Genomic DNA, 17,877 nt, shown 5'->3' with positions numbered 1-17,877 from the left:
TTTTGTGTGCATTTTCTATATGATGGCTTTGCGTCCAATTAATCATAATTGAAAGAAAGAAGATGAAGATATGAATGCTGATCAACAAGTTAAAAAACTTAGCGACATTTCTTTTTCCGTTCTGGATCTGGCTTCAATCGTTGAGGGTGGTACAGTTTCGGGAGCTTTTAAAAATACAGTAGAATTAGCTAAACATGTGGAGCAATGGAATTACAACCGTTTCTGGGTTGCAGAACACCATAGCATGCCTGGGATTGCAAGCTCTGCAACGTCAGTGCTTATAGGCTATGTTGCAGGTAGGACGGAAAGAATTCGTGTAGGTTCTGGAGGCATAATGCTACCGAATCATGCACCGCTGGTTATCGCAGAACAATTTGGAACATTGGAAGCAATGTATCCTGGTAGAATAGATTTAGGACTGGGACGCGCTCCGGGAAGCGACCAATTTACAGCCATGGCACTCCGGGGTGATGTACGTAATAACGGTCAGGATTTTCCTGAACAATTGGCACAGCTCCGTAGCTATCTAGATGCGGACTCTAAACATAATCGTGTTCGTGCCATCCCTGGCGAAGGACAGGATATCCCGATTTGGCTGCTTGGTTCAAGCGGATTCAGTGCAGCATTATCAGCACAGCTGGGATTGCCATTTTCATTTGCAAGCCATTTTTCCCCTGAAAACACTCAACCAGCTTTAGCTCGTTACCGCAATAATTTCCAACCATCCGATGTTCTCGATAAACCTTATGTCATGGTTGGTATCAATGTATTTGCAGCTGATACTACGGAAGAAGCGCAAAGGGTCGCTACATCTTATCAACAGCAGTTCTTGAATTTGATACGGAACACGCCTGGTCAACTTGCTCCTCCAGTTGATACGATGGAGGGCCTTTGGACAGAATATGAAAAGGCCATTGTCATGAAGCAGCTGAACGCTTCCATTATAGGAAATCCAAAAGAGGTTAAAGAGCAGTTGCAGGCATTTTTAAATGAAACACAGGCGGATGAAATGATTATAAACTCTGCCATTTATGATCAGGAAGCACGCCTTCGTTCTTATGAAATCATTGCAGAAGTTACTGGAATGAAATAAGTGTCAAAGAATGAGCTTGCAGATTACGTGTCTGCAAGCTTTTTTATAAAATACATACCGATTGTCTTCATAAACATAGTTAGGAGAGAAGAATGAAACGAGAAGATCCTTTATCCTTAATATTTCACTTCACAGATAAACAAGGTGACAGCCGGCCTCTTTATTTTACGAACCCGAAAAAAGTGTTCACCGCCCATTCAATTGAGGATGTCCTTCCCCAATTCCAAAAAGTCCAGGAAGCGATTCAACAGGGGTATTATGCAGCGGGATATGTTTCCTATGAAGCGGCACCTGCTTTTGAAAAGTCTTTTAAAGTAAAAGATGGGGCCAAAATGCCATTATTATGGTTCGGGATTTTTGATCAACCGGAAGAAGAATCACCTGAAAAAATGACCGGGGCTTTTAATCTAGCTGAGTGGCAATCAGAAACGGATTCAAATACGTATCATTCCGGATTTCAAAGAATAAAATCCGAAATCGAGAAAGGCAATACGTATCAAGTCAATTATACGATGCGTTTGCAATCCCAGTTCGAAGGAGATGACTTCGCTTTCTTTAATCGCTTGAAGAGAGCCCAACGCTCGAACTATAGTGCATATTTGAATGTGGGGACACATCGAATCCTATCGGCTTCACCCGAGTTGTTTTTCCGTTGGGAAGATGGTCAGCTGATTACTCGTCCAATGAAAGGAACGGTAAAACGGGGAACGACACTGAAAATGGATAAGCTCAATGCAGACTGGTTAGCAGCCTCGGAAAAGAATCAAGCTGAAAATTACATGATTGTGGACTTACTGAGAAATGATTTGGGAGTGATTGCTGAACCTGGAAGCGTCAAGGTTCCACAGCTTAAGGCAATTGAAAAATATCCGACCGTTTGGCAAATGACATCCACGATTACAGCCGATACGAATCCCGAAACAACAATCATTGATATATTCAAGGCACTTTTTCCATGTGGATCGATAACAGGTGCACCTAAAATAAAAACGATGGAGGTCATCGCTGATATCGAGAATTCGCCACGTGAAGTTTATTGCGGTGCAATCGGGTTTATCACCCCTGAATCCGAAGCCGTTTTTAATGTACCGATTCGTACAGTCGTGATCGATGAGGCAACAGGAAAAGCTGAGTATGGGGTAGGCGGGGGAATCACCTGGGATTCCGAGTTATCGGAAGAATATGACGAAGCCTTTTTAAAAGCCAAATTATTGACGGTGGAAAGGCCTGCTTACAAACTATTGGAATCGATTAAACTCAAGGATGGCGAATATTATTTGTTGAATGATCATATCGATCGGATGAAACAATCCGCTGATTACTTCGATTACCGATTCTCTGAATTGTATGTAAGAGATCGACTCCAAAAGTATGCGGAATTAAACCATGGGACGTTGCAAAAGGTAAGGGTACTACTTAATGAAAATGGTGAAATTGAAGTCTCCGGACAAGCAATCAAGCCCCTTGATTCAGAATTTACGGCCATCTTGGCTGAAACTCCAATATCAAGTGCAAATCCATTTCTATTTCATAAGACCACCAATCGTGATGTATATGAAGGCTTTCAAATGAGTAATCCCGACTTCCAGGATGTTCTGCTTTGGAATGAAGAAGGATTCATCACCGAATTCACGAATGGAAATGTAGTGGTGAAGATAAATGGTGAACTCTATACCCCTCCGGTGGACTCAGGTCTCCTTGCTGGAACATTTCGTCAAGACTTGATCAGGAAGAAGGAAATCAAAGAAAAAACCATTTCAAAGGATGACCTAAATAACGCAGATGAAATTTGGTTTATTAATAGCGTGCGAGGGAAATTAAAAGTCAATTTAACTTTCTAAGCTGAATATTCGTAAAAAGTGAAAATTGAAATCTTTATTGCAGTTTATGTAATGCTTGCGAGTGAAAAAATATTCAAATGCTGACGATTAAACCGGAAATTAAGGAATGAGTATTGGAATAACATTCGGCCGGAGTGTCGCAAATTTCTTCAACGGTTTCATCATAAATAAAAGTCTTGTATTAAAATCATGAAAGGGAATCGGGATGAGAGCATTCCAAACCTCATTTTATTAGACAAGATCAAAGAAGTTCACGACAGTGAACTTCTCAGACTGTAGACAAACTCGATGAAAATCGAGTTTGTCTACAGTTTTTTTTGGGGTTTTAAAAATTCGAACGTTGATTTCCACTCCAGGCACTCGCTTTCCGCGGGCGGTCCGGGAGCCTCCTCGGCGCCTTTGCGCCTGTGGGGTCTCCCTTGGACGCGCTTTTCCCGCAGGAGTCTCGCACACCCGCTCCAATCAACTTTGTTTTAACAATTAGATATAACCGCTTTTGCCTACAGTCTTTTTTGTTTTAAAATAGGAGTTTAAAACTTGAGGTGATGACGATGCTTTCGAAACATGATTCTATTCAGCGAGATCAACTTGAAATGATTACTTTGGATCAACTGGTGCCAGCGAACCATTTGGTTCGTAAAATGGAGGCGGCCATTGACTTCACTTTCATTTATGACTTGGTGAAAGATATGTATTCAGAGAAAGGGCGCCCAAGTATTGATTCAGTTATTTTAGTTAAATTGACATTCATTCAATATACCTTCGGTATTCGTTCGATGCGTAAAACAATTGAAGAAGTTGAAACGAATATGGCTTACCGTTGGTTTTTAGGTTACGGTTTCCATGATAAAGTGCCTCACTTCTCAACGTTCGGGAAAAATTACGAGCGACGCTTTAAAGATACTGACCTGTTTGAACAGATTTTCTATCGCATCTTAATGACAGCTTCCGAAAGAAAGTTAATAAGTGCTGAGCATGTATTCGTTTATTCCACTCATGTGAAAGCCAGTGCAAATAAGCGAAAGTTCGCAAAGAAAGTCGTTCGCAAGGAAACACGAGCGTATCAAGAACGCCTTCAAGAAGAAATAAATCAAGATCGTGAAAACCATGGAAAGAAACCTTTTCCACCAGATAAATTTGATAAGGAAGAAACCAAAGAGATTAAAGAAAGTACAACAGATCCTGAGAGTGGTTACTATGTGAAAGATGAACGGACAAAACAGTTTGCCTATTCATTTCACACGGCTGCAGACCGCAATGGTTTTGTGCTAGGGACGATTGTAACACCTGGAAATACGCATGATAGCCATATGTTAGAGCCACTGGTTGAACAAGTGATTGAGAAAGTTGGAAAGCCTGAAGCCGTTGCCGCAGATGCAGCTTATAAAACACCAGCCATTACAAGTTACCTCTTTGACAAAGAAATCACACCGGCTATACCCTATACACGGCCTCGAACAAAAGAAGGAATCTTCCGCAAACATGAGTATGTTTACGATGAACATTTTGACTGTTACCTTTGCCCATCGGGAGAGATTTTAAAGTACTCAACAACAAATAAAGAAGGATATCGCGAGTACAAATCTCCCAAACACATTTGTGAGACATGTTCATTTTTATCACAGTGTACAGAAAGCAAAGACCATCAAAAAGTGGTGACGCGCCATATCTGGCAAGAAAATATGGAAGAAGCAGATCACCTGCGTCATCATCAAGATGTAAAACCTATCTATGCGAAACGCAAGGAAACGATTGAGCGTGTATTCGCAGATGCAAAAGAAAAGCATGGTATGCGTTGGACTACATTAAGGGGACTTAAAAAATTGTCGATGCAGGCGATGCTTACTTTCGCTTCCATGAATTTAAAGAAGATGGCCAATTGGACATGGCAAGGTCCAAAAATGGCCTAACATAGTGGGCTCGTAGAGACCCAAGCTCTTAATCTTGAGCAAAATTCCAAGAAAATATCAAAAGGGGTTCGGAATTAATACATTCCGAACCCCTTTTGTCGACAAACTGAGAAGTTCACGACAGTGAACTTCTTTTTCTTTATAAACCCCATGAGATCAATAAAAGGTGGATGGCCTTTTCCAATTCGGATTCAGGGATCCCTGCAAAGCCCAATATGATTTTTGGAGGGGCATCGTCAACTTTTTCAATAGAATATGTCGATAGTCCATAAATTTTAATATGATTTTCGTTTGCCTTTTGAATAAGTGTCTCTTCATCCATGCCGTTCTTAACGATGAGGACGATATGCAATCCTGACCGTTCACCAATGATCTTTATTTGCTTATGTGGTTTAAACAAATCGATCACTTTATCCAACTTACGACGGTAAACTTTCCTCATTCGATTCAAATGCTTTTCGAAATCCCCTTCCTTCATGAACTGTGTCAACACATGCTGATCAATCCGGGAAACGGTGGAATGGTAAAAAGATAATTCCTGTTGATGAATTTGTAACAATGGAGCCGGAAGAACCATATAACTGATCCGAATCGATGGCATCAATGATTTGGAAAACGACCCTAAATAAATTACCTTATCACCAGCATCCATACTTTGTAAGGAAGGAATTGTTTTTCCACTATAACGAAATTCACTATCATAATCGTCTTCGATAATATAACGGTTTGTTGCCCCTTGGGACCAGTTCAACAATCGCGTCCGTCTGTTAACGGATAGGATCGTTCCATTTGGGAAGTGATGTGAGGGAGTGACATACACGACGTCGATCTTTGAATCTTCAATTTGGTTAACCTTTACGCCTTCTTCATCAATTTGCAGGGGGTGGACTTCATTTGGGTAGCTGCGCAAAATCCGGTGAATCAAGTGATACCCAGGATCTTCAACACCATAGATGGCATTTTTACCGAATAGGAGGACAAGCTGCTGCAATAAAATTTCCATTCCTGCACCAATGATGATCTGTTCGGGAACACATTGTACACCACGTGCATGATACAAATAATGGGCAATTTCACATCGTAGTTCATATTCCCCTTGAGAATCCCCCAGTAAAAGAAGATCTTGATGTGATTCATCGATTTTGCTTTTCGTGTATTTTCTCCATTTTTCAAATGGGAAGTGTTCCGTGTCAATTTGGCTGGGATGAAAATGATACAGTAATTCCCCTTTTTTATGATTGTTTTTTTCCAAGGATACTTGGTTCGTTTGTGTATATTCTAAATCCTCGAATGTTTGAATATAGTACCCTTTTCTAGGTATGACTTCAACGTATCCTTCTGCAGTCAATTGTTCATATGCCGTCTCGACAGTATTTTGACTTATTTGAAGGAACTCTGCCAATTTCCGTTTGGATGGCAACTTTGTACCGTAAAGAAGACGGCCATCAATGATTTCTTTTTTAATATGTGAATATAATTGTTCGTACAAAGGTATTTCACTTAACCTATTTAAATCACAAGAAAGCATATTCATTTTGTTTCCACCTTTTATAATAATTTTATGCTGACTCCATTAAGTTTATTAAAACTGATACTTTCAATGCGGTCAACTATTTTTTATACTAAGTCTAACAAATCTAAAAAATGCAAATATTAGGGGGAAGAGAAATGGAAAAATTATTAGGAACTGAAACAGTAAAAAGAGGAATGGCACAAATGCAAAAGGGTGGCGTAATCATGGACGTCATTAACGCTGAACAAGCAAAAATCGCAGAAGCATCAGGTGCTGTCGCTGTCATGGCATTGGAAAGGGTTCCTTCCGACATCCGTGCGGCTGGCGGGGTAGCTAGAATGGCAGATCCGCGAATTGTCGAGGAAGTAATGAATGCAGTGTCAATCCCGGTCATGGCTAAAGCAAGGATTGGCCATATTGTTGAATCAAGGGTACTTGAATCCATGGGAGTGGATTATATCGATGAAAGTGAAGTGCTGACTCCTGCTGATGAAGAATACCATATTCTAAAAAGTGATTTCACCGTACCTTTCGTTTGTGGATGCCGTGATTTAGGCGAAGCTGCACGCCGTATTGGTGAAGGAGCATCAATGCTTCGTACAAAAGGAGAACCAGGTACTGGTAATATTGTGGAAGCTGTGCGTCATATGAGAAAGGTACAGTCACAAATTCGTAAAGTGAGCATCATGAGTGATGATGAATTAATGACAGAGGCAAAAAATATTGGAGCCCCTTATGAAATTTTAAGAGAAATCAAACGCACAGGTAAATTGCCTGTAGTTAACTTTGCAGCTGGCGGAATTGCCACTCCAGCTGATGCAGCACTGATGATGGAATTGGGAGCAGATGGCGTTTTCGTGGGTTCTGGTATTTTTAAATCTGAAAATCCAGAAAAATTCGCATCGGCAATCGTTCAAGCTACTACATATTTCACCGATTATGAATTGATTGGCCGGTTATCCAAAGAGTTGGGCAGTGCAATGAAAGGAATTGATATTTCCAAACTAGCTCCGGCAGAACGGATGCAGGAACGTGGATGGTAATATGATAACTATTGGTGTTTTGGGATTACAGGGAGCAGTTGAAGAACACTTGAACCAAATCAAAGCTGCCGGCGAACAAGCAATTATAGTAAAAAAACCGGAACAGTTGCTGGAAATCGACGGCTTGATCATTCCAGGCGGAGAAAGCACTACGATGAGGAAGCTAATGGATCGTTATGGATTTATGGAACCGATCAAAACTTTCTTCGAGGGTAAAAAACCTATTTTCGGTACATGTGCAGGGATGGTATTGGCGGCCAATGAATTGGCTGGCGATGAGAAGGCCTATCTTGGACTAATGGACATTTCCGTGAAACGGAACGGATTTGGACGTCAACGGGATAGTTTCGAGGCTGAACTGACAATTAAAGGAATGGAAGATCCTTATAAGGCTGTATTCATCCGGGCGCCGTTTGCTGATGGAATTGGAGAAGGTGTAGAAGTATTGGCTGTTTATGAAGAGAATGTAGTGGCTGCAAGACAGGACCATGTCCTTGTCAGTGCGTTTCATCCAGAATTAACAGGTGATGATCGTTTTCTGCAACTCTTCATTGAAATGGTGAAGACCTCCGTAAGTAAGGTCGAATTGAAAACCTGCTAAACAAATGAAGCTGTCCTATTAATAGGGCAGCTTCAATTTTGAATGCTCCTAACACTATAAAAATACAATTTGCTTGAATTCATTGTCCTTTACTTTTATAATGGGAAAAGTAAGTAATCACTTACATACTTTTTATTGGCGAGAGGGGAATGGAAATGACAGCAAGAGTTGCAGTTATTACAGGAGGAGCAAGCGGAATTGGCCGAGCAACATGCTTGAAATTCGCAGCAAAGGGGGACAAGGTCGTCGTTGCGGATTTTAATGAGGAAATGGGACAGGAAACTGTTGAACAGATAAAAGTGGATGGTGGAGAGGCCATCTTTGTTAAAACGGATGTTTCTAAGCAGGAAGATGTTGAATCGTTAATCAATAAAGCAGTGCAAACATACGGAAGGATCGATATCATGTTTAATAATGCCGGCATTGGTGGAGGCGGTATGATTCTCGAACAAGATATGGAGGGTTACTTCAAAACGATTGGAGTGAACCAGCACGGAGTTGCTTTTGGAATCATGGCAGCAGGACGGAAAATGAAGGAGCTAGATAACAAGGGGGTCATTATAAATACTGCTTCCGTGTTTGGCTACTTAGCTTCCCATGGGACTTTTGCCTATCAGGCAACTAAAGGCGCTGTAAGAATGATGACTCAGACAGCTGCTTTGGAATTGGGTGTTTATGGCATACGCGTAGTGGGCATTGCGCCAGGCGGGGTTGACACTCCTATCATACAAGGCTATAAAGATATGGGAATCATCGATAAATTGAATGCAAGTCAAATGCGCGGTAAATTAATCAAGCCAGAAGCCATTGCAAATGCCGTCTATCTATTATCGTTAGAGGAAGCGGATGCGATTAATGGAAGTGTAGTCATGGTTGATGATGGCTATGCATCTTTTAAGTGATTTTCAAAAAAAAAAGAAAACATCGTCCCAATCAGACGATGTTTTCTATTTATGATATATGGGAATATTAATTCTAACAAATCAAAGGTAATATTGACCGATTGCTACCACCGAGATATCATAGAAATAGATTGGTGAAACCGGTCTTATCTTTATAAAAGAAGGTTGATATTTTTGAAAAAAGGGCAGCAAACCAAAGAACGAATCATAAATGTAGCCCGGACTCTTTTTGCCACTAAAGGTTTTGATATGACAAGAACGAATGAAATTGCCTCTGCATGCAATGTTTCCGAAGCTACTATTTACAAATACTTTGACAGCAAAAAAGATTTGCTTTTGGCTACAATCACCCCTGATGAAAACGAGGAATCCGAAGATGTGACTAGCCATCTAGCCACGGATGAACTAGTGGAGAATCATGTTTGCACCATGATAAAAAAAATACTTGAGAATAAAGAACAGTTTTCAATATTATTTAGGGAAACACAATTCGATCAAGATATTTCAAAGCAATATATAGATCAGATTTTCAAGCCAAATGCCAAGCATATTGAAATACAAAAGAGAATAGATAGCGGAGAGATACAATATATCTCTGACATTATCCTATTTAATGTAGGGATCATTTCTTTTACATTGGCATTATCTACACATTATGAGATCCATCAACAAAAAAAGGAGCCGTATTTTACTTCTGAACGAATTAAGAACATTGCACAACTTTTGGTATATGGTATTCATGGTAAACAAAATCATACATAATGAAACGGTCATATTTAAAGGCATGTGCATCAAGCCGCAAATATGACCGTTTTATATGCATTCAGAAACGACGCAGTCAAATTTGTGAATCCATTAAACCAGAGTGTAAGATTTGACTTATATTTTTCAGACTATTACGATAAATGCATACTGCACGAAATGCTTTAATAAGATTTTATCTGGAAATCATGTAACAATGGAGGGGTATTAAATGAGCGATATCGTAATTTTATCAGGAAGTCCGGCTATTCCATCAAGAACGGACATTTCACTAAAACATATTCAATCATTGGTCGAAAAAGAAGGATTTACCACAGCTTATTTCTCAATAACGGATTTCTCAGCAGATGATTTATTCCAAGGGAAATATAATAGCGAAGATATCTTAAAACTTTCAGAGAGAATTCAAGCAGCCAGAGGAATAATCATTGGTTCACCGGTTTATAAGGCTTCTTATACAGGTGTATTAAAAGCCTTGATTGATTTGCTGCCAGAAGGCGCTTTTAAGGGTAAGCCAGTTCTGCCAATCATGATTGGTGGAAGTAACAGGCATCTATTGGCGATTGACTATGCGCTTAAACCATTAATCTCAATATTAAAAGGAGAGCCGCTTCAGGGCATTTATTTTGTTGATAAGGAAATAGATAAACAGAATTCTGAAAATCCGATTAATGATTCACATTTAATTGATCGTGTCCAGAGTCAAGTTCAAGAATTTGTAGAAGCGATACAGTTAAGAAATTAATGAATTCAAGTAATCCCTTTAACAAAAGGACTGGCATTCAAACGTATTTCTTAACGTAATTACAGCCGTCCATAATAGGTTTATTAATGAAAATAGACTCATTTTTTTTGGAGACTTTATCTAAAAAAATGAGTCTATTTTCGTATTTAAATGAACATAAAATCATAAATTGAATAGTGTGTATAAAAATAACAGTTCATCCATAATATTAAACCAAGTTATTTTATAAGAAAACTCCATTGACAAGGATTAAATATATGTTAATATTTAAAATAATAAAACTTATCCAGAGCGACGGAGGGAATTGGCCCTTTGAAGTCCAGCAACCTGCATGATGGATGCAAGGTGCTACCTCCAACAAAATGTTGATCATTTTGGAAGATAAGGTAATGATATTTACCTTGGGATCTTTCCATCATGGAAAGATTTTTGTTTTTGGAAAAATTTCAGGTAAACCATAACAATGTAAGGTTGTATGGAATTATATAAAACTAAGAAATTCATTTAATCAGCGTCGAAAATAAAATATTCGCGGATTTTCTTAAAGGAGGAACTGGTTTGGATAAAGAGAATCAGCTTGAAGAAATATTTGAACGACTTCAAGAAATGCTTAATTCAATGAAATATGGATCCATTACACTTATAGTCCAGGATGGTAAAATCATTCAAATGGAAAGAAATGAAAAATTAAGAATTAAATAAGGTATCTGCTGACTAGAAAAACTAGAGGCGGGTTTAACTGATATATAGAGAGTATTGGTTAGATTCGTCTCTTTTTCCTAGAATCAAATAAACTGGGGAAGATTAACGGGTATTGATCAACAGTTACTCTAACCTGATACAGCAAGTTTTTAGAGGGGGCTACAAAAGTTGGCTGGATTAATAAACTATGAAAATTTCAATTCAGGGGAATTCCCTGTATTTCCTGAAGACAGTGACACAAAAGGAGCTTTGGAAGTTCTGCAATGGGCGAATGACCATTATGGAAACAAACTGATTTATGCTTGCAGTTTTGGTATTGAAGGCATCGCGCTTACTGATTTATTGGCGAAGGTCAACCCTTCGGCAAAAATTGTTTTCCTTGATACAGATGTTCATTTTGAAGAGACTTACCAATTGATCGAGCAAGTGAAGAAGCGCTATCCAAAACTTTCAATTGAAATGAAGAAACCTGCCTTGACGCTTGAAGAACAAGCAGCGGAATATGGGGATGAATTATGGCTTAGTGATTCCAATAAGTGCTGTAACATCCGTAAGATCATTCCGCTTACCGATGTGCTTTCAACGGCAACAGCCTGGCTTTCGGGACTGCGGAGGGAGCAATCCGAAACAAGGGCTAAAACCGAGTATATCAATAAGGATAATAAGTTCAAGTCGGTTAAAATATGTCCACTCATACATTGGACATGGAAAGATGTTTGGCGCTACGCCCACAAAAACGGACTTCCATATAATATCCTGCATGATAATGGATATCCTAGCATTGGATGTAAAACGTGTACAGCACCTGCATTCAATGCAGATGATTTACGCTCAGGCCGTTGGCAAGGAGCACAAAAAACGGAATGCGGATTGCATTTATCTTAAATAAATAGAAACCATAGGGGGAAATTAGCATGACAATCAGTCTACCGCACGGAGGAACATTAATCGATCTTTGGGAACCAAAATATGATTTTAGTAAAATAACAAAGTCAATCGAAATCGATGAAATCGCTTTAAGTGATCTTGAATTGATAGGCACTGGTGCCTACAGTCCGATTAAGGGATTCTTTACAAAAAGTGACTATGAGACAGTGGTCAGGGATATGAGGCTTAGCAGCGGACATGTATGGAGCATCCCGATTACGCTGCCTTTGACCGAAGAAATTGCAGAAACCCTTACTATAGGTGAAGAAGTAACGCTGACTCATGAGGGTGAAACATACGGGGTTCTCACCGTTTCCGATATTTACACTCCAGATAAGCAATTGGAAGCGACATTAGTATATCAAACGGATGATGAGAAGCATCCCGGAGTGAAAAATTTATTTAACCGCGGGGATGTATATGTCGGCGGGGAAATAAAGTTGATTAAGAGAATAGAGCGTCCGTTATTCCAAGCTAATTATCTGGACCCTGTCGAGACAAGGAAAGCTTTTGCTGAAAAAGGGTGGAAAACGGTTGTCGGTTTCCAAACGAGGAACCCTGTTCACCGTGCACATGAATATATTCAAAAGACAGCATTGGAGATTGTCGACGGCTTATTCTTAAATCCTCTCGTAGGTGCCACTAAATCCGATGACATTCCGGCAGATGTAAGAATGGAAAGTTACAAAGTGCTGCTTGAGAAATATTATCCCAAGGATCGTGTCTCCCTTGCAGTTTTCCCTGCTGCCATGCGTTATGCAGGACCTAGAGAAGCCATTTTCCATGCAATGGTCCGTAAAAATTATGGATGCACCCATTTTATCGTCGGACGTGATCATGCGGGTGTGGGCGATTATTATGGCACATATGATGCCCAAAAAATCTTTGGGAATTTTAACGCCGATGAGTTAGGGATCACGTTATTATTCTTTGAACATAGTTTTTACTGTAAAGCATGCGGCAATATGGCTTCCGCTAAAACTTGTCCGCACGGCAGGGAAGATCATGTCATCCTGTCTGGAACGAAGGTAAGGGAAATGTTGCGTAATGGAGAAATTCCTCCAGCTACCTTTAGCCGTAAAGAGGTCATCGAGGTGTTGATCGAAGGTCTGAAAAAGAATGAAGTTTATAACTGATTGGACATAAATTGAAGGATCATATGAAGAGGGGGATTATTATATGAGTAAAAGTACGAATGTTACTTGGCATGAAACGTCATTGACCAAGGAGCTCCGCCGGAAGCAAAACGGGCATGAAAGCACAGTTCTATGGTTTACAGGACTCTCGGGTTCCGGAAAATCAACGATTGCCAACGCGGTCGCAAAAGAATTATATAATCGGAATATTCGAAGTTATGTATTGGATGGTGATAATATCCGCCACGGTTTAAATAAAGATTTAGGTTTTTCTGAAGAGGATCGAACTGAGAATATAAGGCGGATCGGTGAGGTTTCCAAGTTATTCGTGGATAGTGGGCAGTTCGTATTGACTGCCTTCATATCTCCATTCAGGGCAGATCGGCAGATTGTACGTGATTTACTCGAAGAAGGGGAGTTTATTGAAGTATACATAAAGTGTCCGATCGAAGAGTGTGAAGTGCGTGATCCTAAGGGTCTATATGACAAGGCACGTAAAGGAATCATTAAAGATTTTACCGGAATCGACTCTCCGTACGAAGAACCAGAACAACCGGAAATCACTTTAGAATCCGACCAATACAGCATTGAAGAGTGCGTTGAACAGGTAATCGGCTATTTGACAGCAAAGAAAGCGATTTAATCAAGGAGGAAATGTAATGGTTTACGAAAAATTTTGGTCGGAAAATCCACTAATCGCTAAAAATAAAACGGAAATCTGGAAATTGGAAAAAGACGGATTGAAGATATTTGATGATATTCCACATTACGCAGCAAATGGTTTTGATTCCATCCCTAAAGAGAATTGGGATATGTTCAAGTGGGCAGGTCTATACCTGCAACGGCCAAAAGAAGCTGGTTACTGGATGATGCGTGTCGTTATTCCCGGAGGTATCCTGACGTATGATCAACAAATAACTTTAGCTAACATCGCTAAAGATTACGGGAGGGGTGTATATGATATTACAACCCGTCAAGCCATTCAATTCCACTGGCTAACTATCGAACATGTCCCGGATATCTTAAATCGTTTGGAAAAGGTTGGAATGACTACGGCTGGTGCTTGTGGTGATATCACACGTAATATCATCGGGAATGCATTGGCAGGCATCGATCCCGATGAACTTTTTGATACACGTGAGGTCCTTTATGATGTATTTGAGTATTTCCGGCTTAACGAAGACTATTCGAACCTTCCGAGGAAATATAAAATGTCCATCAGTGCTAATATCCATAATGCTTCGAATGCTGAAATCAACTGTGTTTCATTCAATCCAGCCACTAAAGAAATCGATGGGGTGACGGAAGTTGGTTTTCACGTGAAAGTAGGCGGGGGGCTTTCCTCCGTTCCGATGCTGGCAGAAGAACTCGATTTATTTATTTTACCTGAAAAAACAGTGGAAGTAGCAGCCGCCATCACGACGATATTCCGTGACTTTGGGTACCGTGAAAAGCGTCATCGCTCGCGCTTGAAATTCCTTGTTGCTGACTGGGGTCCTGAACAATTCAAGGAAAAATTGCTGGAATACACCGGTCCGCTTCCTGAAAAGGGAGAAAGTGCGGTGAAGGGATGGAATGCAGGTTATTTCTACGGCATCCATAAACAAAAGCAAGATGGTCTTAACTATGTTGGAGTCAATATACCAGTGGGTCGTCTAAATCCGGACGAAGTGATCGAGTTTGCCGAACTTGCGAAAAAATATGGAAATGGTGAAATCCGCAACTGTAATTCCCAAAATCTAATCATTCCTAATGTGCCGGATGCAAATCTTGAGGAATTAAAGCAGGAAACCATCTTTGAAAGATTTCCATTTCAACCAAAGAAGTTCATTGGTTATTCCGTTTCTTGTACAGGCATCGAGTATTGCAACCTGGCCCTTGTTGAAACTAAAAATCGAATGAGGACCATTTCTGAATCACTGGACAAGGAAATAGATCTCGATGTACCTGTAAGGATGCATATGGTCGGTTGTCCGAATAATTGCGGTCAAAGAGCCATCGCCGAAATAGGGCTGCAAGGCATAAAAATGAAAAACCAGGACAAAAAGATGGTCGAGGCTTTTGAAATATACGTTGGAGGAACGCTGGACGAAGGCGGGAAGTTCAATGAAAAACTTAAAGGAAAAGTGGAAGCTGATCAGCTCTATCATGTTTTGAAAGAATTGATCCTATTTTTCAAAGAAACAAAACTTCTATCAGAAACCTTTCTCGATTTTGTGGAAAGGATAGGGGTAGACGAGTTACAAATTAAACTTGATGATATATTAGCGGGAGTTTCCGTTTAATAGGGGAAGGTAAGCATTCCATGAATCTATACCGTTTTGAAGTCACTATCAAGGAAAAACCAATCCATGTCATCATTGTTACAGATTCAGATGAAAAGGCGTTTGAACTTGTTGATATCGAACTGGAAAAGCATTATTTGAAATTGCCTGAAGTGGATGACATCTCATTATATGAAAAAAGGAAAATTAAAAATGGAGCAGGTTTCGTTTTATCGGAATTCGAAACAATTCTCTAAGGGAAGGCAGGTTGCAAAAATGGGGAAAGTATATCTAGTAGGAGCCGGTCCCGGAGATCCAGATTTAATTACATTAAAAGGATTAAAATGCATTCAAGAAGCTGATGTCATTTTATATGATCGACTTGTGAATAAAGAACTATTGAATCATGCAAAAGCCGGTGTAGAGCTGATTAATTGCGGTAAACTGCCGGATTATCATTTATTGCAGCAGGATACCATCAATCGGTTCCTGGTCAAATATGCAAAAAAGGGGAAAATAGTCACCCGCTTGAAAGGCGGAGATCCTTTCGTCTTTGGGAGAGGCGGGGAGGAAGCGGAAGCCCTTGCCAAAAGTGGCGTGAGCTATGAGGTCGTACCAGGAATTACGGCTGGAATCGCCGCTACAGCTTATGCGGGAATTCCAGTTACACATAGGGACCACGCTTCATCATTTGCAATTGTTACCGGTCATCGGAAAAAGGATGAAGAGGATAATATCAAGTGGGAATCCCTTGCAAAAGGAATCGATACATTGGCCATTTACATGGGCGTTAAAAACCTGCCATATATTCAAGGAAAACTATTGGAACATGGAAAAAGTCCTGAGACTCCGGTAGCCCTTATTCATTGGGGGACATTAAAAACGCAAAAAACAGCTGTCAGTACATTGGCTAATGTAGTGGAAACCGCCAATAACGAACAGATTTCGAATCCTTGCATGATAGTCGTGGGCGATGTCGTTAATTTACGAGAAAAAATTAAATGGTTTGAAGGAAAACAAACCGAAAATTTGTTGGCGAATGAGGCCTTTTAATGGAAGCCATTTTATATATTTGCCATGGAAGCCGTGTTAAAGAAGCTTCAGCCCAAGCCATTGATTTTATTAAAGTTTGTATGCAAGCACAGCCCAATTCCATTCAAGAGTATTGCTTCTTGGAGTTGGAAACTCCTACGATTGAAGAAGTATACGAACGGTGCGTTCAAAAGGGTGCGACGAGAATCATTGCCATTCCAGTTCTATTGCTAACAGCTGTACATGCAAAACATGATATTCCATTCATATTGAACAAAATGAAAGAACGGTACCCTGCCGTGGACTTGAAATACGGAAGGCCGATCGGTGTCAGTGATAAAATGGTTGACATTTTAGTGGAACGGTTGGAGGAAACAAATGTAAAGGTTACAGAGGATTCCTTGGTTTTATTGGTTGGAAGGGGAAGCAGTGATCCCGACGTTAAAAGGGATTTGTCTCGGTTGGCCGATTTGCTAAGGAATAGGTTTCAAAAAATCCGTGTGCAAGAGTGTTATTTGACAGCTGCCACACCGAGCTTAGGAGAAGCATTGGAATTTGCACAGGAATCTCGATCAAACCAAGTATTTATCATTCCTTACCTATTGTTTACCGGTCTCTTAATGCAGTCCATCGAAAATAGTATAAAAATGATCCAAAAAAAGGGGAAGCAGAAATTCATACTTTGCCGATACCTAGGTTATCACCCAAAGATTGAAAAAGCCATATCGGAACGAATTCATGAAGTGAGTGGGGAGGGAGCTTATGTATCCAATTACGCTTAATATTGAGAAAAGAAAGTGTGTCATCATCGGCGGTGGAAAAATTGGTTTCTTTAAAGCGGGTCCATTATTGGAAGCCGGTGCTGATGTGACAGTCGTAAGCCCCGAGATATGCACAGGTTTTCAATTGTTGGAGAAAGAAGGTAAGATTCGAGTTTTACTTAAAGAAGTGGAAGAAACAGACTATAAAGATGCGTTTTTAATCATTGTTGCAACAAACTCTACTGAAGTTAATGAACGAGTGTACGAAAATGCATCCGAAAGTCAGTTGGTGAACGTAATCAGTAATCATGAGCTGGGAAATTTTCATATACCGGCGACATTGAATAGAGGCATGCTTTCCATAAGTGTTTCCACCAATGGAGCAAGTCCAACGCTCGCAAAAAAAATTCGGAATGACTTAGGTAAAGTATATGATGAATCATATGAAGAATATCTTGAATTCCTTTTTGAAGCAAGGATGATAATAAAGAATGGTTCATTTTCAAAAGAGGAAAAATCCAAGTTATTGAAAGATTCAATAGAGGATATTTATAAATATTCCCTAAAAGAAAGATATCGTTTTTTAGCTAGGCTTTTACCAGTAGAAGCTGAAGAAAATATATCATTGGGCTGATCAGAAAAACT

At 39.9% G+C, this 17,877-nt stretch carries 18 protein-coding genes and 1 riboswitch; of the genes, 17 read left to right on the top strand and 1 reads right to left on the bottom strand.

Annotated features, from left to right (window positions below):
* Window positions 1-70 precede the first annotated feature (70 nt).
* The 3 genes from JNUCC41_RS22605 to JNUCC41_RS22595 all read left to right on the top strand — a co-directional run bounded on the left by JNUCC41_RS22605 (window position 71) and on the right by JNUCC41_RS22595 (window position 4,844).
* The gene (locus JNUCC41_RS22605; RefSeq protein ID WP_192204946.1) at window positions 71-1,093 is read left to right on the top strand and encodes an LLM class flavin-dependent oxidoreductase; all 1,023 of its coding nucleotides are present in this window, start codon (window positions 71-73) and stop codon (window positions 1,091-1,093) included.
* A gap of 92 nt (window positions 1,094-1,185) precedes the next feature.
* Window positions 1,186-2,934, top strand: a complete 1,749-nt coding sequence (pabB, locus tag JNUCC41_RS22600) for an aminodeoxychorismate synthase component I (RefSeq protein ID WP_192204945.1) — start codon at window positions 1,186-1,188, stop codon at window positions 2,932-2,934.
* Window positions 2,935-3,485: 551 nt separating this feature from the next.
* Window positions 3,486-4,844, top strand: a complete 1,359-nt coding sequence (locus JNUCC41_RS22595; RefSeq protein ID WP_192204944.1) for an IS1182 family transposase — start codon at window positions 3,486-3,488, stop codon at window positions 4,842-4,844.
* A 139-nt stretch (window positions 4,845-4,983) separates the two neighbouring features.
* On the opposite strand, the gene JNUCC41_RS22590 is transcribed toward JNUCC41_RS22595, so the two are convergent.
* Window positions 4,984-6,378, bottom strand: a complete 1,395-nt coding sequence (locus JNUCC41_RS22590; protein ID WP_192204943.1) for a MocR-like pyridoxine biosynthesis transcription factor PdxR — start codon at window positions 6,376-6,378, stop codon at window positions 4,984-4,986.
* A 134-nt stretch (window positions 6,379-6,512) separates the two neighbouring features.
* On the opposite strand from JNUCC41_RS22590, the gene pdxS reads away from it, so the two are divergent.
* The 14 genes from pdxS to JNUCC41_RS22520 all read left to right on the top strand — a co-directional run bounded on the left by pdxS (window position 6,513) and on the right by JNUCC41_RS22520 (window position 17,866).
* A complete protein-coding gene (pdxS, locus tag JNUCC41_RS22585; protein ID WP_192204942.1) occupies window positions 6,513-7,400 on the top strand; it encodes a pyridoxal 5'-phosphate synthase lyase subunit PdxS in 888 nt (295 codons plus the stop codon).
* Between the two features lies 1 nt (window position 7,401).
* Window positions 7,402-8,001 carry a pyridoxal 5'-phosphate synthase glutaminase subunit PdxT gene (gene pdxT, locus JNUCC41_RS22580; protein WP_192208291.1) on the top strand — a complete coding sequence of 200 codons (600 nt, stop codon included), beginning with the start codon at window positions 7,402-7,404 and terminating at the stop codon, window positions 7,999-8,001.
* Between the two features lie 155 nt (window positions 8,002-8,156).
* Window positions 8,157-8,903: an SDR family NAD(P)-dependent oxidoreductase gene (locus JNUCC41_RS22575; RefSeq protein WP_192204941.1), complete on the top strand. Its 747-nt coding sequence runs from the start codon at window positions 8,157-8,159 to the stop codon at window positions 8,901-8,903.
* Between the two features lie 174 nt (window positions 8,904-9,077).
* Complete coding sequence (locus tag JNUCC41_RS22570) at window positions 9,078-9,665, top strand: TetR/AcrR family transcriptional regulator (protein ID WP_192204940.1); 588 nt, start codon at window positions 9,078-9,080, stop codon at window positions 9,663-9,665.
* Window positions 9,666-9,876: 211 nt separating this feature from the next.
* Window positions 9,877-10,410, top strand: a complete 534-nt coding sequence (gene ssuE / locus JNUCC41_RS22565) for an NADPH-dependent FMN reductase (protein ID WP_192204939.1) — start codon at window positions 9,877-9,879, stop codon at window positions 10,408-10,410.
* A gap of 279 nt (window positions 10,411-10,689) precedes the next feature.
* Window positions 10,690-10,798, top strand: a riboswitch (SAM riboswitch).
* Window positions 10,799-10,968: 170 nt separating this feature from the next.
* Window positions 10,969-11,112, top strand: a complete 144-nt coding sequence (locus tag JNUCC41_RS22560; RefSeq protein WP_072273036.1) for a YezD family protein — start codon at window positions 10,969-10,971, stop codon at window positions 11,110-11,112.
* Window positions 11,113-11,292: 180 nt separating this feature from the next.
* Window positions 11,293-11,997 (top strand): phosphoadenylyl-sulfate reductase, encoded by a 705-nt coding sequence (locus tag JNUCC41_RS22555; RefSeq protein WP_228467693.1) that lies wholly within the window; start codon window positions 11,293-11,295, stop codon window positions 11,995-11,997.
* Between the two features lie 29 nt (window positions 11,998-12,026).
* Window positions 12,027-13,175 (top strand): sulfate adenylyltransferase, encoded by a 1,149-nt coding sequence (sat, locus tag JNUCC41_RS22550; RefSeq protein WP_192204937.1) that lies wholly within the window; start codon window positions 12,027-12,029, stop codon window positions 13,173-13,175.
* A 43-nt stretch (window positions 13,176-13,218) separates the two neighbouring features.
* Window positions 13,219-13,818, top strand: a complete 600-nt coding sequence (cysC, locus tag JNUCC41_RS22545) for an adenylyl-sulfate kinase (protein WP_192204936.1) — start codon at window positions 13,219-13,221, stop codon at window positions 13,816-13,818.
* Between the two features lie 16 nt (window positions 13,819-13,834).
* Complete coding sequence (locus JNUCC41_RS22540; protein WP_192204935.1) at window positions 13,835-15,460, top strand: nitrite/sulfite reductase; 1,626 nt, start codon at window positions 13,835-13,837, stop codon at window positions 15,458-15,460.
* A 20-nt stretch (window positions 15,461-15,480) separates the two neighbouring features.
* Window positions 15,481-15,696 (top strand): DUF3906 family protein, encoded by a 216-nt coding sequence (locus JNUCC41_RS22535; RefSeq protein WP_192204934.1) that lies wholly within the window; start codon window positions 15,481-15,483, stop codon window positions 15,694-15,696.
* A 19-nt stretch (window positions 15,697-15,715) separates the two neighbouring features.
* Entirely contained in the window at window positions 15,716-16,492 is a 777-nt protein-coding gene (gene cobA, locus JNUCC41_RS22530; protein WP_192204933.1) for a uroporphyrinogen-III C-methyltransferase, read from the top strand.
* A complete protein-coding gene (locus JNUCC41_RS22525) occupies window positions 16,492-17,253 on the top strand; it encodes a sirohydrochlorin chelatase (protein ID WP_192204932.1) in 762 nt (253 codons plus the stop codon). The genes cobA and JNUCC41_RS22525 overlap by 1 nt, the downstream gene beginning before the upstream one ends.
* The gene (locus JNUCC41_RS22520; protein ID WP_192204931.1) at window positions 17,234-17,866 is read left to right on the top strand and encodes an NAD(P)-binding protein; all 633 of its coding nucleotides are present in this window, start codon (window positions 17,234-17,236) and stop codon (window positions 17,864-17,866) included. The genes JNUCC41_RS22525 and JNUCC41_RS22520 overlap by 20 nt, the downstream gene beginning before the upstream one ends.
* Window positions 17,867-17,877 lie beyond the last annotated feature (11 nt).

The organism is Brevibacillus sp. JNUCC-41 (assembly GCF_014844095.1).
Lineage (GTDB): Bacteria > Bacillota > Bacilli > Bacillales > DSM-1321 > Peribacillus > Peribacillus aracenensis.
Note: the sequence above shows the minus strand (reverse complement) of the source record. Positions and strands in the feature narration are given on the sequence as shown.

What these genes read in the sequence shown, in the direction of transcription:
- JNUCC41_RS22520 (WP_192204931.1), top strand. Translation starts at nt 17,234, where the DNA reads ATGTATCCAATTACGCTTAATATTGAGAAAAGAAAGTGTGTCATCATC.
- JNUCC41_RS22605 (WP_192204946.1), top strand. Translation starts at nt 71, where the DNA reads ATGAATGCTGATCAACAAGTTAAAAAACTTAGCGACATTTCTTTTTCC.
- ssuE (WP_192204939.1), top strand. Translation starts at nt 9,877, where the DNA reads ATGAGCGATATCGTAATTTTATCAGGAAGTCCGGCTATTCCATCAAGA.
- pdxT (WP_192208291.1), top strand. Translation starts at nt 7,402, where the DNA reads ATGATAACTATTGGTGTTTTGGGATTACAGGGAGCAGTTGAAGAACAC.
- JNUCC41_RS22595 (WP_192204944.1), top strand. Translation starts at nt 3,486, where the DNA reads ATGCTTTCGAAACATGATTCTATTCAGCGAGATCAACTTGAAATGATT.
- JNUCC41_RS22575 (WP_192204941.1), top strand. Translation starts at nt 8,157, where the DNA reads ATGACAGCAAGAGTTGCAGTTATTACAGGAGGAGCAAGCGGAATTGGC.
- JNUCC41_RS22535 (WP_192204934.1), top strand. Translation starts at nt 15,481, where the DNA reads ATGAATCTATACCGTTTTGAAGTCACTATCAAGGAAAAACCAATCCAT.
- JNUCC41_RS22525 (WP_192204932.1), top strand. Translation starts at nt 16,492, where the DNA reads ATGGAAGCCATTTTATATATTTGCCATGGAAGCCGTGTTAAAGAAGCT.
- cobA (WP_192204933.1), top strand. Translation starts at nt 15,716, where the DNA reads ATGGGGAAAGTATATCTAGTAGGAGCCGGTCCCGGAGATCCAGATTTA.
- JNUCC41_RS22540 (WP_192204935.1), top strand. Translation starts at nt 13,835, where the DNA reads ATGGTTTACGAAAAATTTTGGTCGGAAAATCCACTAATCGCTAAAAAT.
- cysC (WP_192204936.1), top strand. Translation starts at nt 13,219, where the DNA reads ATGAGTAAAAGTACGAATGTTACTTGGCATGAAACGTCATTGACCAAG.
- sat (WP_192204937.1), top strand. Translation starts at nt 12,027, where the DNA reads ATGACAATCAGTCTACCGCACGGAGGAACATTAATCGATCTTTGGGAA.
- pabB (WP_192204945.1), top strand. Translation starts at nt 1,186, where the DNA reads ATGAAACGAGAAGATCCTTTATCCTTAATATTTCACTTCACAGATAAA.
- JNUCC41_RS22590 (WP_192204943.1), bottom strand. Translation starts at nt 6,378, where the DNA reads ATGAATATGCTTTCTTGTGATTTAAATAGGTTAAGTGAAATACCTTTG.
- pdxS (WP_192204942.1), top strand. Translation starts at nt 6,513, where the DNA reads ATGGAAAAATTATTAGGAACTGAAACAGTAAAAAGAGGAATGGCACAA.